This window comes from Sabulibacter ruber (genome assembly GCF_017355955.1).
GTDB lineage: Bacteria > Bacteroidota > Bacteroidia > Cytophagales > Hymenobacteraceae > Nibribacter > Nibribacter ruber_A.
In genome coordinates this window covers 432569-448933 of the sequence record NZ_JAFFID010000001.1, presented here as the reverse complement: position 1 = coordinate 448933, position 16365 = coordinate 432569, and the positions used below count along the sequence as shown (strand labels likewise).

Sequence of the window (16365 nt, the reverse complement as noted above, 5' to 3'; positions counted from 1 at the left end):
TCATTTTAAGCCTTATTTCTTAGAAACAGGCTTAAAATGAAGTCACAGACTGGTCTGTGTCAAAGACTAAGACTTTGTCCTGGTGTTTGGTGCGCAGGTACCCTCTTATGATCTGCTGGGTGTCTTTGTTGTCATTGTAGTACTTGATGACACTCTTAAAGTCTTCTAAGGAAGAGGCACTGAAAGACTCGTCAAAATACCCGAAGCCCAGGTACCTTCCGTTGTCTACCACCACCACCGATTTTTCCTCGGCATGGCGTCCTTTGCCCACCACCACAAAGCTGTCATGGTCATATCTGAACGCATCTAGGGCTTCTACCACACGTTGGTTGTACTCCTCGGGAGACTCTTTGCCCACGCAGGCACCTTTGCACTGGTGCACCTGGTAATCGAAACATGGTCCGTTGGTTTTGTAGAGATCGCACAGTTTCTGGCACAGGTTGTACTTGGCCACGCGGCTATACAGGAAGTTCTTGGCCTGAAATTGGTTGGACATGGTGAGGAGTGGCGGCACCTCCGTCTTGGATTTCTGGAACGTCAGTCGCAGGTAACCGTCCTGGTCATAGTAAGAATAGATGCCGGAATGGTAGACACTGCGGCGCTGCGCCCGGTTGTAGAAGGGTTTGCGCTTTTTGATCTCATCTGACTCAAACAGCAAAGCCACCAGTTCGCTCCCGGTGCGTTCATAGGTGATGCTGGCAATCCGGTTCTTGAACTCAATAGACTTCTTGCTCTTGAAATCAATATTGAAGTGTTGGATGATCCGCTTGCGGATGCTCTTGCTTTTACCCACGTAAATGATCTCGCCGTGCTCATCATGGAAATAGTACACCCCGGCCTCCAAGGGCAAGGCGTCTACCATTTCTCGGGAAATGGCGGGCGGCAGCAAAGAGGTTTTGATCTCCTTGGAAATAGAAGAAGCCGGCTCCAGGAGTTTATCGTCCTGGTCATCGTTCACTTTCTTGGCATCCAGCTTAAGCAAACGGTCAAACAGAATGGTAGTAGCCTCTGCATCGCCAATGGCGCGGTGGCGCATCTGCAGGGGAATGTCTATGCTTTTGCAGAGTTTGCCCAAGCTGTAGGAGGGAAGCCCCGGAATGAGTTTCCGGCTGAGGCGCACGGTACACAGGGTTTTCCGCTGGAAGGTGAAGCCCAGATCGGCGAATTCTTTCTTGAGGAAGGAATAGTCAAAGCGCACGTTGTGAGCCACAAACACGTTCCCCTCGGTGATCTGTACAATCTGCTTGGCTACCTCGTGGAATTTAGGGGCGTCCTTCACCATGTCATCGGTGATACCGGTGAGTTGCGAGATGAAAAAGGGAATAGGTCGGCCCGGGTTGATGAGGCTATGAAACTGGTCTACCACCTGGTTTCCGTCATGGATGAAAATCGCTATCTCCGTGATCCGATCTTCGGCGGGTTGTCCTCCGGTGGTTTCAATATCTACAATTGCGTACACGCGCTCAGGTTAAAGTGGAAGATGTACTTTCTATGCTAAGAACCAAGTTTAGGGCAAGAACGTTTCATTGGGCTTCCTTCTATATAGTTTTGCTGTAATATGAAAAAAGCAGCCGGGAAAGGCTGCTTTTAAAAGGAGTTGGGAAGAACTATAAGGTTTCCTTCAGGGAAGTAACGGTTTGTTTGGCGGCCTGTATATCCTGCCGCTGTCTCTGAATGACGGTGAGCAACTCTACCGGCAATCCATCGGTTTGCAGGGCGTTGTCATAGGCTTTGATGGCTGCCTCGTCACCGGTCTCGCATTCGCCCAGAATGGCTTTGCTGTCATTGGCACCAACGGCAGATTTCAGGTTGATCCATCCGCGGTGAACGGCTCCGGCTGCTTGCAGGGCGGCGCCTTCCACGGTGGTCTTGTTCTCGGTGCTGCCGCCGTATTGGTGAGCGGTGCTTTCCAGTTCACTCACGAAACCCGCCCTTTGTTGGGCAAACCGCTGCAACTCTGCTTTCACGGCTGGGTTTTCTACGGCTCCCGCGGCCGTTTCAAAGCCTTTCTGTCCGTCTTTGGCAGTTTCTACCAGGTCATTTAAAACCGCAATTACTTTTTCATTCTTGTTTTCCATAGTTTGGCTATCTAAACAGGTGAAACAAAAGAGTTCATACAGGTAACCTGCTTGCTAAGCAAATTGTTTACCTAGCCTGCTATACTGCTAAGAAACTAAGTAGGTTAGCGTTTTGGGACAGTTTCACTGAAAACAGCTTCAAAACAGATTAGCCATCTTTGTTTTTCCGGTTCTTGAGCTTTTTCAGCAACTTGTTTTCCTGTGGTCCCTGGTTGATGTCGTTCAACAGGAAGCCGAAGGGCTGCAGCGGTTCATAGGCATCAAAGATGACTTTGAGAATGGCGATGATGGGGATGGAAAGGATCATGCCCGGCGCACCCCAAATCTCGCCGCCCAAAATCAAGGCCAGAATGGCCGCGAAGGGGTTAATGCTTACCTTAGAGCCCACCACGTACGGCGTAATGAAGTTCCCTTCCAGAAACTGCACAAAGGCAAAAATGCCCACTACTATGAGCATCTGGGCCGGCGATCCGGTATTCACAAACACAAACAAGGCAGGCAACAAAGCTCCTATCAGAATCCCTATGTAAGGAATCACCGTGAGGATGGAAGCCAGCACCCCAAAGAAAATAGCATACTCCACGCCCATGATCAAAAGCCCGATGGAGTTCAGCGTGGCCACTACCAAGATCACAATCAGCAAGCCGGAGAGGTATCCCTGCACCACGCGCTGAATGTTGTCTACCGTTTCCATCAAAGGTTCTCTCCGGTCTCTGGTAATGAACTGGAACATGAACTGCCGCAGGTGGTCGCGGTAGTACAGCATACAGAAGACGTAGATGGGAATTAGAGAGATCACGGTCAAGGCACCCGTGGTAAGGGAAATGGTGCTGCCTAAAAAGGCGGTTCCCGTCTGGGTAACGTTGCCCAGGGCACGTTGCAGGAATTCGCTTTTGTTGGTGGGCCTGATGCCAAACCGTTCATACAAGAAGGCCTGAAACTTAGCGATGAGGGCAGAAAGCTTGGTGTTGATTTCAGAGAGCTCAGAGGAAAAGCCTCCTATCTGGGAAGACAGAAACCAGATCAGCAGCCCTAACACAATGATCACAATGATGAGGGAAATGACAATGGAAACCGCTCTAGGCAGGCGTTTTTCCATGGAACGGGTCATGGGAAGGAGCAGCAGGGCAAAAAGCGCCGCAAAGCTGATGGGGATCAGAACCGGGCTGAACGTCTGCAGAAAATGGAGCAACAGAAAGAGCCCCAGCAGAATCACCGTGTATTTAAAATAGGATGGTAGTTTTAACTCCATTTTTCAGAATCTAAGTGAAAAGCGAAAAAGATAGGCAGAAATATTGATTTGCTAAAAACATTAGTTTTTAAATGATTGAGAACAAAGATGTTAATCTATTTAGCTAAAAATATAAGCAAAAGAGGCTCTACTGAATGAACTGCAAAGCCCTATATTTGGTTACATAGAAAGGAAAAACCAACAGGTGGTTGGTCTCTCCTTAATAAGGATGAAGCCAAGGATTTCCGCATTAAAAATCGTTCTTTCGCGGTTCTGATGGCAAAGTACACGCAAATTTTCTTTTATTTTACCTAATTCTACTAAACCCTAAAGTTCCCTATGGCAGAACTGACTAATGTTTCCTACAACGAGGATAGTATACGTTCGCTTGACTGGCGTGAACACATCCGGCTGCGCCCGGGTATGTACATTGGTAAGCTGGGCGACGGTTCCTCTCCCGATGATGGGATTTACATTCTTGTGAAAGAGGTGATTGACAACTCCATTGATGAGCACATGATGGGGTTTGGCCGCACCATTGAAGTAAAGATTTCTGACCACAAAGTGGTGGTACGTGACTACGGCCGCGGTATTCCGCTGGGCAAGGTGATTGACTGCGTGAGCAAGATCAACACCGGTGGTAAGTATGACAGCCGCGCGTTCCAGAAATCGGTGGGGTTGAACGGGGTAGGTACCAAGGCGGTAAACGCTTTGTCTACGCATTTCAGAATCCAGTCTGTGCGCGACGGGCAAACCAAAGTTGCCGAGTTTGAGCGCGGCGAGCTGGTGAAAGACGAGCCGCTGCAGGAAACGAATCAGCGCAACGGTACCACTACCACCTTCGTGCCCGATGATTCCATCTTCCGCAACTACCATTTCATACCGGAGTTCCTGGAAAACCAGATCTGGAACTACGTATACCTCAACGCCGGACTTACCATCCATTTCAATGGGCAGAAATACTACTCAGAGAATGGATTGAAAGACCTGTTGAGCCGCAAGATAGACGAGGAGTCTATGCGCTACCCCATCATCCACCTGAAAGGAGAGGATATTGAGTTCGCCTTGACCCACGGCAATGATTACGGTGAGGAGTACTACTCTTTCGTAAATGGTCAATACACTACCCAGGGCGGTACGCACCTGGCAGCCTTTAGAGAGGCGGTGGTAAGAACCGTGCGCGAGTTCTACAAGAAAGACTACGATGCCACGGATATCCGCGGCTCAATAGTTGGCGCCATTGCCATTCGCGTTCAGGAGCCGGTTTTCGAAAGTCAGACCAAAACCAAGCTGGGTTCCATTAACGTGGCCCATGACGGCCCAACGGTGCGGAACTTTGTGAACGATTTTGTGAAGGAGCACCTGGACAACTACCTGCACAAGAACCCTGCGGTAGCCGATGCTCTGAAGAAACGCATTGAGCAGAGTGAGCGTGAGCGCAAGGACATGGCCGGCATCAAGAAACTGGCGAACCAGCGCGCGAAGAAAGCGAACCTGCACAACAAGAAACTACGCGACTGCCGCTTCCACTTCGGGGAAAGCAAAGACCTGGAGAAAGAAGCCTTGACCACCTTGTTCATCACCGAGGGGGACTCCGCCTCGGGTTCTATCACCAAGTCTAGGAACGTGGAGTTGGAGGCAGTGTTCAGCTTGCGCGGGAAACCATTGAACTGTTTCGGACTGAAGAAGAAAATCGTATACGAGAACGAGGAGTTCAACCTGCTGCAACACGCTCTCAACATTGAGGAAGGACTGGAAGGCTTGCGCTATAACCGCGTGGTCATCGCCACTGATGCCGACGTGGACGGCATGCACATCCGCCTGCTGCTCATGACCTTTTTCCTGCAGTTTTTCCCGGATCTGGTTAAAAACGGTCACCTGTACATTCTGGAGACGCCTTTGTTCCGGGTGCGGAATAAAAAGGAAACCATTTACTGCTACGATGAGCAGGAAAAACAGAATGCTATGCGCAAACTGGGCAAGAACCCCGAGATCACCCGCTTCAAAGGTTTGGGCGAGATCTCGCCGGAAGAGTTCGGGAAGTTCATTGGGGAGAACATTCGTCTGGAGCCGGTAATCATGGGTAAGACCGAACAGAACATCCAGAAGATCCTGTCTTACTACATGGGCAAGAACACGCCGGAACGCCAGCAGTTTATCATTGAGAATTTGAAGATTGAAAAAGATATAGTAGAGGAGGTTTATGCTTAACGAAGAATTGGAAAACGAGAACAACCTGGAACTGGATGCGCAGCTGGAAGGCGAGGAGGCCATCCATGACATCACGTCGGTTTCTGGTTTGTACGAGAACTGGTTTTTGGACTATGCCTCCTACGTAATTCTGGAGCGGGCCGTGCCTGCCCTGGAAGACGGTTTCAAGCCGGTGCAGCGCCGCATCATGCACGCCATGAAAGAAATGGACGATGGCCGTTTTAACAAAGTGGCGAACGTGATCGGGCAGACCATGCAGTACCACCCGCACGGCGATGCTTCCATTGGCGATGCCATTGTGAACCTGGGCCAGAAAGACCTGCTCATTGAGACGCAGGGAAACTGGGGCGACGTACGTACCGGCGACAGCGCCGCGGCGCCTCGTTACATTGAGGCCCGCCTCACCAAGTTCGCGCTGGATGTGGTCTTCAACCCGCAGACCACCGAGTGGCAGCTGAGCTACGATGGCCGTAAAAACGAGCCGGTGACCTTGCCGGTGAAATTCCCGCTGTTGCTTGCGCAAGGCGTGGAAGGAATTGCCGTTGGCTTGTCTACCAAGATTATGCCCCACAACTTCAGGGAGCTGATCAAGGGTTCTATTGATGTGCTCAAAGGCCGTAAAACGCAGCTGTTGCCCGATTTCCCCACCGGTGGTTTGGCAGATTTCACCAACTACAACGGCGGTTCCAAAGGCAGCAAGATCCGTTTACGGGCTACTATTGAGAAAGTAGACAAATCGCTCCTGATCATCCGTGACGTGCCGTATGGTACCACCACCACGGCGCTGATGGAGTCTATTGTAAAGGCCAGCGAGAACAACAAGATCAAGATCAAGAAGGTGGTAGACAATACCGCCAAAGACGTGGAGATCCAGGTGCACATTCCTCCGGGAATCTCGCCTGACTTGACCATAGACGCGCTCTACGCCTTCACCGACTGCGAAATCTCTATTTCGCCGAACACCTGCGTGATCATTGACGAGAAACCTCGATTCATGACCGTAGATGACCTGCTGCAGATGTCTACTGTGAAAACGGTACGGTTGCTGGAGCGGGAGCTGGAGATCAAGCAGGCTGAACTGGAAGACAAGTGGCACCAATCCTCCTTGGAGAAGATCTTCATTGAGAACCGTATCTACCGCGACATTGAGGAGTGCGAGACCTGGGAAGCCGTTCTGGAAGCCATTGACAGAGGTCTGGACCCGTTCAAGCCTACCTTGCGCCGTGAGGTAACGCAGGACGATATCGTGCGCCTGACCGAGATCAAGATCAAGCGTATCTCTAAATTTGACGCCTTCAAGGCCGACGAGTACATCAAAAAGCTGGAAGCCGAAATGGCAGAGGTTGCCGATCACCTGGCCAATCTGACCCGTTACGCCATCAGCTATTTTGAGGGTCTTTTGGCTAAATACGGCAAAGGCAAAGAGCGTAAAACCCAGATCAGAACCTTTGATGTGGTATCGGCGCAGAAAGTGGCCGTGGCTAACCAGAAGCTGTATGTGAACCGCAAAGATGGTTTCGTGGGCTATGGCTTGAAGAAAGACGAGTTCGTGTGTGACTGCTCTGACATGGATGATATCATTGCCATCCGCAAGGACGGTAAGTTCATGGTGTCCCGTATCTCAGACAAGATCTTCATGGGTAAAGACATCATTCACGTGGGCGTGTACAACAAGAATGATGAACACATGGTCTACAACATGATCTACACCGATGGAAAGACAGGCATCTCCTTCGCCAAGCGTTTTGCCGTGACCTCCATCACCCGTGACAAAGAGTATGACCTCACCAAAGGGGAGAAGAACTCCAAGGTGGTGTACCTGACGGCGAACCCGAACTCTGAATCTGAGTTGGTGAGCATTCAGTTGCAACCGGCCAGCGCCGCCCGCGTGAAGAATTTTGACTTTGATTTTGCTGAACTGCTGATCAAAGGCAAAGGCTCACAAGGCAACATCGTGACCAAGCACCCTATCAAGAAGGTGACGCAGAAAGCCTTGGGTGAGTCTACCCGCGGCGGACGCGAGATCTACTATGATGAAGTGATTGGCCGCTTGAACACTGAAAACCGTGGTCGCTACCTAGGGTCCTTCAATACTGATGACACTATACTGGTGATCTACAAAGACGGGTCGTATGAGCTGACTTCGTTTGAGTTGTCTAACCACTATGATGTGCCTAACATTGAAGTGATCCATAAGTTCTCGCCGGAGTTGGTGGTGTCTGCCATCTACACTGAGGGTGAGACCAAGGTGAGCTTTGTGAAGCGTTTCCAGGTGGAGACCAGCACCGTGGGCAAACGTTTTACCTTCATCTCAGAAACCAAAGGATCTAAGCTGTTGGCAGCTACGGTGCATCCAGAACCTAAAGCAGAGATCAAACTGCAGCGCGATAAGAAATCTGAGAAAGAGACAGATATATTGCTGCTAAGCGAGTTCATTGATGTGAAAGGCTGGCGGGCCATGGGCAATAAACTTAACTACTTCAAAATCTTTGGAGTCACTATCCAAAAAGAGGAAGAAGTAGAACCAACCAAGGCCAAGAATAGCATTAAAGGGGTAAAGTCGGTAAAGGTAGAACCTGTTAAAGTACAAGATAATACCCCCGCCTTTTCCTCTGGAGACGAAGTTGTTCTTGATTTAAAAACATTGGAACCTATTATTGAATTGGCCGTAGATTCTGAACATAACGGGGATCTACAGAAGCCGACCAAAAGCCCTAAAAAACAATTAAACCTGTTTTAGGATTTTCTAAAAAAGTTTTCGTAGATTACCCTTACGTTGGAATGTTAAGATTTAACTGGGGAGTATGCGGAAAACATTTTTACTCGTGATTCTATTGACCACTCTAATAAGCTTCCCGAACCTGGCTGCCGTCTCAGGTGGCTTAGGTTCGGAGAAGCTCCTGTGGGAGGCAAACCAATTGTTCCGTGAATACAAAGACGCGGAGGCATTGGAGAAATATGAACTGTTGCTCTCTGCCAATCCAGAACAACTGGAGGCGTTGATCAAAGCCAGTATTGTCTGCGGCCGCATTGGCAGCCGGTTCACCGATGATACCCACAAAGGTCTCTATTACCAGAAAGCCTATACCTTCGCGCATAAAGCCAGATCTATTGACAGCTTATCTGCGGAGCCAAATTATGTAATGGCGCTTTCTCTGAGCAACATGTGCCAGATTGTTTCCCTGAAGGATCGGATGGTGCAGTTGAACCAGATCAAGATGTACTTAGATGATGCGCTGGCGCAGGATCCAAGACATGCTGGTGCCTGGCACCTGATGGGGAGATGGGCCTATAAAGTTGCCAACCTTTCTTTCGCTGAGAAATCTGCGAACCGGTTGCTGACGCAACTGCCGCTACCTACGTCTACCAATCAGCAAGCCATCAATGCCATTTCTAAAGCAATAGAGTTAGATCCTTCTAACCTGCTATACTACTATGATCTGGCACGGGTGCAGCGTGAATCTGACCTGAAGAGTGAATGCGTGGAAACCCTCCAGCGGGCCTTGGACCAAAAACTGGTAACCACCGAAGACCTGGAACTGAGCAGAAGATGCAAAGTGCTGCTACAGGAAGTACTAAAAGTAAGAGCTTAGACCCTGTATTTAACTGATTGGTTCTAAACGCAGAAGGCACCCAAACTTTGGGTGCCTTCTGCGTTTAGGGCTTTGCCGTTTTCAGGCTATTTCTGCTGAAACAGTAAAAAAATACAACTGGAATAGGGGTTTTTGCTTCTGGGTTGTCTTTTTGGAGTAAGTATTACCAGATGAGCGGTCCTGCTTTGAAAGTCTTTCTTTTCTAAGTACTACAGCAGGTGAGGAGAAAAATAGGATAGGGAGTATATAATACTTAACATATTTTTTATATTAGTGAAACAAAGACCAGCAGGTGAGAAAATTACTAATCCATATTCTCCTATTCATGAGTGTGGTGGCAGCGCATGCCCAAACAGCGCCTATATCCGGTAAGATAGTTGATGCCGATAGCCAAAAACCGTTGGACTACGTTACCGTTCACCTGCAATCTGCCAAGGTACCCGTCTTTACCGATGAAGCCGGCCAATACATCATCAGGAAGTACACCTTATCAGACACGGTCACTTTTACGCTGTTGGGGTACACACCCGTTATTAAGCCCGTCAAGGAGCTTCTCAAGAATGGCACCATCTCCCTGGACCGGCAGAGTTACGCGATTCAGGAGATTGTGGTGAGGCCTAAAGAGAACCCTGCGTACCGGATCGTAAGAGCAGCTGCCAAAAACAAAGACAAATACCTGCCCGAGAACCAATCGGCCATTCAGTTTGGCACTTACACCTTGATGAAGGGCAGTATTCTGGAGCGCGAGGCCACTGATAAGAAGAAGGGGTTCTCCAAACGATACGCTCCTTACCTTGACAGCCTTACCTTAGGTGATCAGCCGTCAAGAACTGCTTCATTGCCTATTTTCCAGGCAGAAACGGTAAAAGAGACCTATTTCACCCGAGATCCCCGCAAATCAAAGGAAATTTTGAAGGCCAGCAAAGTGGTAGGGGTGGGCATTGAGCGGGAAAGCCAGATTGCCCAACTCCTTAACGCGCAGGCAGAGCATTTCTCCTTAAACCAGAACTGGATGCGCATGTTTGACAAGGATTTCGTGAGTCCTATCGCCAACCAGTGGGCCAGTTATTATGACTATGACCTGGAAGACAGCGTAGAGACGCCTACGGGCAAGGTATACCGCCTCAAAATCCTTCCTAAGCGCTCACAGGACCTTACCTTTGAAGGCACCATGTGGATTGCCGATGGTTCCTTTGCCCTGCGCAGAATTGAACTGAAGATAAACAAAGATGTAGCCCTCAACTTCGTGCAGGGGTTGCAGATAGTGCAGGCCTGGGATGAAACCAACCCTTCGCTCTTGCCCATCTCCAGCAAACGCAAGTTCCAGATCACCGGCTTGCCCGGCACCGATGTGCGTTTGTTTGTGGAGTCAGTGACAACGTATACCAACCTTGTAATGGGGCAACCCAAGCCCGAGGAGTTCTTTGATATAACGCACCAGATCAGTGATTCAGCCTTGAAGTACAAGGAGAACTACTGGCAAAGCGTGCGGCCGCAGGCATTCTCTCCGGAGGAACAGAAGCGGGTGGAATCCATTGCTCAAATCAATAAACTGCCCGAGATCCAGAGTGCCGTGAAGCTTATTAGGGTGGTGGTGGAAGGACACATGCCGCTCAACGATAAATTTGAGTGGGGACCGGTATTTGGAACCTATGTGTTCAACAAAGTGGAAGGGCACCGCTTTCAGTTCGGCGGCCGAACCACCCAGGAGTTCCATCCTAACTGGATCCTGAACGGGTATCTGGCGTACGGCACCAAAGACAAGTCCTTCAAAAGCCTGTTCAACATCCGGTACGTGGCCAATAGAGCGCAATGGACCGAGTGGGGGGTAAGCTACCTGAACGATGTGGGGCCAGCAGGCATGGATCTGAACAATGCGCGCATGAACAGCCTGTTTTTCTCGGCCTTCCGCTGGGGGAAAATGAACTTCCCGTATCAGCAGGAACGGGTTCAGATGTGGGCCGAACGGGAGTGGTTCCCGGGCTTCCGGCAACGTGTCACCTTCCGCCGCACCAACTTCAAGCCTGTCTTTGACACCAGGCCAATGGGCGGCGAAAAAGACGGGTCTAAGTTCGTGGGGTTCACCACCACAGATGTCAGCCTGAATCTACAGTTCTCCCCGGATCGGAAAATGCTCATCAGGCACTATGAAAAAATTCCGATTTCCAACTCCAACGCGCCATTGATAGGCCTTGAACTTTCGGCGGGTCTGAACGGGGTCATGAATTCTGATCTGGCTTACCAGGAGGTTTCCATGTATGTGGAGCAGAGGGTGCGGGCCGGTATCTTTGGCTACGGGAGGTATTATCTAAGGGGTGGCAAAACCTTTACCAGAGTGCCCTTGCCGTTGCTGCAGGTACCAGTGGGCAATGAAACACCCTTCTTCATCCTGCATGGCTACAATCTGATGCCCTTCTTCTCCTTTGCTACAGATGAATACGTTTCATTGCGGTACGATCATCATTTTGAGGGGGCTTTTTCTATCACCAACCGCCTGCCTTTGCTAAAGAAAACCAAAATGATTCTGGTGGCTGGCGGAGCGGCTCTGTACGGTAGGTTATCAGATAAAAACAAACCATCAGAGGCCTTGGATTCGCCCATACATGAGAATTTCAGAAGCCTGGGCAAAGACCCCTACGCCGAGGTGAACGTAGGTTTCAAGAACATCTTTCAGGTGTTTCGGGTTGATTTGGTGCACCGCCTAACCTACAGAGAACTGGATGCGCCTTTGTGGGGCGTCCGGATGTCTGTATCGGTGAACCCTTAGGAGTTTTGGGGTTGTTTTCAGAAAAACGGCTTCAAAACAAAGAGAACTTATCTGGAAATGGTACCTTCGCTTTCTCATTGTATTATGTACCTGTTTTCTGGCATGCGTTTCTCTTTATTGCTTCTTGGGGTAGGACTTGGGCTTTTCTCGGCTTGTTCTCAGAAAACTTCAGAAGAGAGAATGTTCAACCTGGCCCGGGTAGACAGCAGCATTCCCACTCAGATAAATGAAATTACCAAGGCTCTGGACCAGGGCAATGCCCAGCCAGAGTGGTATGTGAAAAGGGCCAAACTGTTTCTGCAGCAAAATAAAACCCAACCCGCTTTTCAGGATCTGACTACCGCCATCGCCCTGGAGCCTGCCTTGGGAGAAGCGTATTTCTGGAAAGCCAGGATTCTGGTGGGCAATCAACAGTACCAGGAGGCCATGAAGATGATGATGCAGGCCAATGCCTTCAATTTCTACACGCCGGAATCGGAAGCTATTCTGGCTGAGACTTACGTTGGGCTGAAGCAGTATGACCGGGCCCTGAGCCACAGCAGTAAAGCCGTTAGGTTAAGTCCGGGAGAAGCCAAGTATTACGTGTTACTGGCCAAGGCGCAATCGGGTACCGGTGATACAGCCCGGGCCCTGTTCAACCTGAACCGGGCGCTGGTACGTGATTCCATGTCTTTGCCGGCCTTCCGCGAACTGAGTTCCATTTTCACGGCGCGTAAGATGTTCAACGAGGCTTATCCTTTCGTGCACAAAGGCGTTACCAGGCAACCCAAGGATGGTTTCTGGTGGCAGCAACTGGGCCGCAACTTCCTGAGCCGAAACCTGACCGATACCGCTTTGGCTTGTTTCTCCAGAGCCATTAACCTGGAGCCTAACCAACCGGAGGGCTACGCCGGGCTGGGTGAGGCCTGGTATAAGAAACGCCAGTACAGCACCGCCCTGCCCAACCTGCTGAAGGCCCATGAGCTGGGTTTGCGCCTGACAGAACATAACCGCTGGATTCTGGCCTCTTGCCTGGAGTGGACCGGGAACCGCGAATCGGCGAGGCCGCACTACGTTTTTTTGACCAGAAGATACCCGCAGAACCGACGCTATAGTGTAGCTTTGCAGCGAATCAGTAGGCCAATTCCAAGGCCAAAAATAGATACTTTGAGTTCGGTAACTGTTTTTTAGCTATTTTGCCGAAAACAAGCCCAAAACGACGAAGTTTAGAACTTGCTATATGATCAACATTACCTTACCGGACGGTTCGGTCCGTGAGTACCAGAATGGAGTAACCGGCATTGAGATTGCCGCCTCAATCAGTGAAGGGTTAGCCCGCAACGTATTGGCCGTGAAAGTGAACGGCCAGGTGTGGGATCTGACTCGCCCTATCACCGAGGATGCCTCTATTCAACTTTTAACCTGGAACGATGACGAAGGCAAAGCCACTTACTGGCATTCTTCGGCCCACTTAATGGCCGAGGCGCTGGAAGCTTTGTACCCAGGAGTGAAGCTTGGGATTGGTCCGGCTATTGAGAACGGCTTCTACTATGACATTGATCTGGGCGAAGACCGTACCTTGTCACAGGAAGATTTCCCGGCTATTGAGCAGAAAATGCTTGAACTGGCGCGGCAGAAAAGTGAGTACATCCGTCAGCCCATCAGCAAGGCAGATGCCATCGCGTACTTTACTGAGAAGAATGACCCGTACAAACTAGACCTGTTAGAAGGCCTGGAAGACGGTTCCATTACGTTCTACACCCAAGGCAACTTCACTGATCTTTGCCGTGGTCCTCATATCCCTAACACCGGTTTTATCAAAGCTGCCAAGCTGATGAACGTGGCAGGGGCGTACTGGAGAGGTGATGAGAAAAGCAAGCAGTTGACCCGCGTGTACGCCATCACGTTCCCTAAGCAGAAGGAGCTGACTGAGTACCTGGAGCGCCTGGAAGAAGCCAAACGCCGCGACCACCGCAAGCTGGGGAAAGAGATGGAACTGTTTGCCTTCTCTGAGAAAGTGGGCATGGGCTTGCCATTGTGGTTGCCCAAAGGCACCCTGCTGCGCGAGCGTTTGGAGCAGTTCATGCGCAGGGCCCAGCAGAGAGCAGGCTACCAACCGGTGGTGACTCCTCATATCGGTTCAAAAGAATTGTACGTGACTTCTGGTCACTATGAGAAATACGGAGCAGATTCGTTCCAGCCTATCAGGACTCCTAATGAAAACGAGGAGTTCTTCCTGAAGCCCATGAACTGCCCGCACCACTGCGAGATTTATAAGACGCGTCCGCGTTCTTACAAGGAGCTTCCGGTGCGTTTGGCAGAGTTCGGGACCGTATACCGCTATGAGCAAAGCGGGGAGTTGCACGGCTTAACCCGCGTACGTGGCTTTACTCAGGACGATGCTCACATCTTCTGCCGCCCAGACCAGGTGAAAGATGAGTTCATGAAGGTGATTGACCTGGTGCTTTATGTGTTCAAGGCCCTTGGTTTTGAAAGCTACACTGCCCAGATCTCTTTGCGTGACCCTGAGAACAGAGCCAAGTACATTGGTTCTGATGACCTTTGGGAGAAAGCGGAGCGTGCCATTATTGAAGCCGCCACAGAGAAAGGTTTGCCAACTGTAACCGAGTTGGGCGAGGCTGCGTTTTACGGACCTAAGCTGGATTTCATGGTGAAAGACGCATTAGGACGTAAGTGGCAGTTAGGAACCATTCAGGTAGACTATAACCTGCCGGAGCGCTTTGACCTGGAATACATTGGGTCAGACAACGAGCGTCACCGTCCGGTTATGATCCACCGGGCACCTTTTGGCTCTCTGGAGCGTTTCGTGGCAGTACTCATTGAGCACTGCGGCGGTAACTTCCCGTTGTGGCTGAGCCCAGACCAGGTGGCTATCCTGCCTATCTCTGAGAAATACCATGAATACGCGCACCGCGTAAACGAAATGCTGGCCGATCAAGACATCAGAGGGTACATTGATACCCGCGATGAAAAAATTGGCCGCAAGATCCGCGACGCGGAGGTTAGCAAGGTGCCTTACATGGTGATTGTAGGGGACAAGGAGCAGGAAAACGAGATCATCTCGGTACGTAAGCACGGGTTAGGCGATATGGGCACCATGCCGGTAGATGCCTTCGTGAACAACTTCAAAGAGGTGCTTTCTGAGCTGCTTGGATAAAAAACAGAGAAAATTATTTTTATTATAAAAGGGAAAACGCGATATTCGCACCCTGAATGTGAAACCTTAATTAAGGAGGTACAACTATTTCAACGAACAATAAACGCTACGTGCCTCGCGGCAAAGTTGAAGAGGCTCATAGAATCAATCAGCGCATCACCGGTTTACGGGAAGTACGCGTGGTTGGTGAAAACGTAGAACCTGGCGTCTATAGCATAGAGCAGGCTCGCCGGATGGCGCAGGAGCAGAATCTTGACCTGGTGGAGATTTCTCCAAAGGCAGATCCGCCGGTATGTCGCATCATTGACTACTCTAAGTTCAAGTACGAACAGAAGAAGAAGCAACGCGAGATGAAGGCCAAAACCACTAAGGTGGTGATGAAGGAGATTCGCTTTGGGCCTAACACCGATGACCATGACTTTGAGTTTAAGCTGAAACATGCCCGCCAGTTTTTGGCAGAAGGCGCAAAAGTGAAAGCATATGTGCACTTTGTGGGCCGTACCATTGTTTTCAAAGAACGCGGCGAGGTATTGCTTCTGAAGTTTGCCCAGGCGCTGGAAGACGTGGCCAAGGTAGAACAGCTGCCTAAACTGGAAGGAAAACGGATGTTCTTGTTTTTGGCACCTAAACCAAAGAAATAAAAGTTCACCATTTATATAAACCCAATGCCTAAAGTTAAAAGCAAATCAGGGGCTAAGAAGAGATTCACCCTGACAGGTACTGGCAAAATTAAGCGTAAGCACGCTTTCAAAAGCCACATCCTGACTAAGAAGACCACCAAGCAGAAGAGAAATCTGACTCACACAGGTTTAGTTAGCGCCGCTGACCACGCCAACGTGATGAACATGCTTGCGTCTTAACCCAATCAATTTTACTAATTGTTTCATCGGGAACTGGTAACTAAGAATTAAACCGAGATCACCAGCCCCAAAAATTCACAGAAATGCCTAGATCGGTAAACACCGTGGCCGCGCGCCACAAAAGAAAAAGAATAATGAAGTTGGCCAAAGGTTACTTTGGTCGTAGAAAAAACGTTTGGACAGTAGCCAAAAACGCGGTTGAGAAAGGTTTAGTTTACGCCTACCGCGATAGAAAAGCGAAGAAAAGAGACTTCCGTGCTCTTTGGATTCAGCGTATCAACGCTGCTGCCCGTCTTAACGGTCTTTCTTATTCTCAGTTAATGGGCGGTTTGAAAAAAGCCAACATCAACCTTAACCGCAAAGTTTTGGCTGATTTAGCTCTGAACCATCCAGAAGCCTTCACCGGAATTGTTGAGAAAGTGAGATAAGCTTTCCTGCTCATACCTCTTAAAAGCCCAGCCTATGCTG

The 16365-nt window shown here is 49.9% G+C and carries 12 protein-coding genes; 9 read left to right on the top strand and 3 right to left on the bottom strand.

What is annotated here, in order from left to right; translation table 11 throughout:
- Positions 1-31: 31 nt before the first annotated feature.
- The 3 genes from JT719_RS25490 to JT719_RS01880 all read right to left on the bottom strand — a co-directional run bounded on the left by JT719_RS25490 (position 32) and on the right by JT719_RS01880 (position 3330).
- Entirely contained in the window at positions 32-1459 is a 1428-nt protein-coding gene (locus tag JT719_RS25490; RefSeq protein WP_207430507.1) for an exonuclease domain-containing protein, read from the bottom strand.
- A 148-nt stretch (positions 1460-1607) separates the two neighbouring features.
- Positions 1608-2078: a ferritin-like domain-containing protein gene (locus tag JT719_RS01885; RefSeq protein WP_207430505.1), complete on the bottom strand. Its 471-nt coding sequence runs from the start codon at positions 2076-2078 to the stop codon at positions 1608-1610.
- Positions 2079-2226: 148 nt separating this feature from the next.
- Positions 2227-3330 (bottom strand): AI-2E family transporter, encoded by a 1104-nt coding sequence (locus JT719_RS01880; RefSeq protein ID WP_207430502.1) that lies wholly within the window; start codon positions 3328-3330, stop codon positions 2227-2229.
- A 318-nt stretch (positions 3331-3648) separates the two neighbouring features.
- On the opposite strand from JT719_RS01880, the gene JT719_RS01875 reads away from it, so the two are divergent.
- From JT719_RS01875 to rplT, 9 genes are all read left to right on the top strand, one after another.
- Positions 3649-5520 (top strand): DNA topoisomerase IV subunit B, encoded by a 1872-nt coding sequence (locus JT719_RS01875; RefSeq protein ID WP_207430500.1) that lies wholly within the window; start codon positions 3649-3651, stop codon positions 5518-5520.
- On the top strand, positions 5513-8260 hold the full coding sequence (locus tag JT719_RS01870) for a DNA gyrase/topoisomerase IV subunit A (protein WP_207430499.1): 2748 nt from the start codon (positions 5513-5515) through the stop codon (positions 8258-8260). Before JT719_RS01875 ends, JT719_RS01870 begins: the two co-directional genes overlap by 8 nt.
- Before the next feature lie 64 nt (positions 8261-8324).
- The gene (locus JT719_RS01865; protein WP_207430497.1) at positions 8325-9113 is read left to right on the top strand and encodes a tetratricopeptide repeat protein; all 789 of its coding nucleotides are present in this window, start codon (positions 8325-8327) and stop codon (positions 9111-9113) included.
- A 292-nt stretch (positions 9114-9405) separates the two neighbouring features.
- The gene (locus tag JT719_RS01860) at positions 9406-11880 is read left to right on the top strand and encodes a DUF5686 family protein (protein ID WP_207430495.1); all 2475 of its coding nucleotides are present in this window, start codon (positions 9406-9408) and stop codon (positions 11878-11880) included.
- Positions 11881-11982: 102 nt separating this feature from the next.
- Complete coding sequence (locus JT719_RS01855) at positions 11983-13050, top strand: tetratricopeptide repeat protein (protein ID WP_207430493.1); 1068 nt, start codon at positions 11983-11985, stop codon at positions 13048-13050.
- Between the two features lie 49 nt (positions 13051-13099).
- The gene (gene thrS, locus JT719_RS01850) at positions 13100-15037 is read left to right on the top strand and encodes a threonine--tRNA ligase (protein ID WP_207430491.1); all 1938 of its coding nucleotides are present in this window, start codon (positions 13100-13102) and stop codon (positions 15035-15037) included.
- 110 nt (positions 15038-15147) lie between these two features.
- A complete protein-coding gene (gene infC, locus JT719_RS01845; RefSeq protein WP_341350732.1) occupies positions 15148-15678 on the top strand; it encodes a translation initiation factor IF-3 in 531 nt (176 codons plus the stop codon).
- A gap of 24 nt (positions 15679-15702) precedes the next feature.
- On the top strand, positions 15703-15897 hold the full coding sequence (gene rpmI / locus JT719_RS01840) for a 50S ribosomal protein L35 (RefSeq protein WP_205504567.1): 195 nt from the start codon (positions 15703-15705) through the stop codon (positions 15895-15897).
- Positions 15898-15980: 83 nt separating this feature from the next.
- Positions 15981-16325, top strand: coding sequence for a 50S ribosomal protein L20 (gene rplT, locus JT719_RS01835; protein WP_207430489.1), 345 nt, complete (start codon positions 15981-15983; stop codon positions 16323-16325).
- Positions 16326-16365: the final 40 nt, after the last annotated feature.

Excerpts from the sequence above, each read along its gene's own strand:
- JT719_RS01885 (WP_207430505.1), bottom strand. The coding sequence starts at position 2,078 with ATGGAAAACAAGAATGAAAAAGTAATTGCGGTTTTAAATGACCTGGTA.
- JT719_RS01880 (WP_207430502.1), bottom strand. The coding sequence starts at position 3,330 with ATGGAGTTAAAACTACCATCCTATTTTAAATACACGGTGATTCTGCTG.
- JT719_RS01875 (WP_207430500.1), top strand. The coding sequence starts at position 3,649 with ATGGCAGAACTGACTAATGTTTCCTACAACGAGGATAGTATACGTTCG.
- JT719_RS01870 (WP_207430499.1), top strand. The coding sequence starts at position 5,513 with ATGCTTAACGAAGAATTGGAAAACGAGAACAACCTGGAACTGGATGCG.
- JT719_RS01865 (WP_207430497.1), top strand. The coding sequence starts at position 8,325 with ATGCGGAAAACATTTTTACTCGTGATTCTATTGACCACTCTAATAAGC.
- JT719_RS01855 (WP_207430493.1), top strand. The coding sequence starts at position 11,983 with ATGCGTTTCTCTTTATTGCTTCTTGGGGTAGGACTTGGGCTTTTCTCG.
- thrS (WP_207430491.1), top strand. The coding sequence starts at position 13,100 with ATGATCAACATTACCTTACCGGACGGTTCGGTCCGTGAGTACCAGAAT.
- rpmI (WP_205504567.1), top strand. The coding sequence starts at position 15,703 with ATGCCTAAAGTTAAAAGCAAATCAGGGGCTAAGAAGAGATTCACCCTG.
- rplT (WP_207430489.1), top strand. The coding sequence starts at position 15,981 with ATGCCTAGATCGGTAAACACCGTGGCCGCGCGCCACAAAAGAAAAAGA.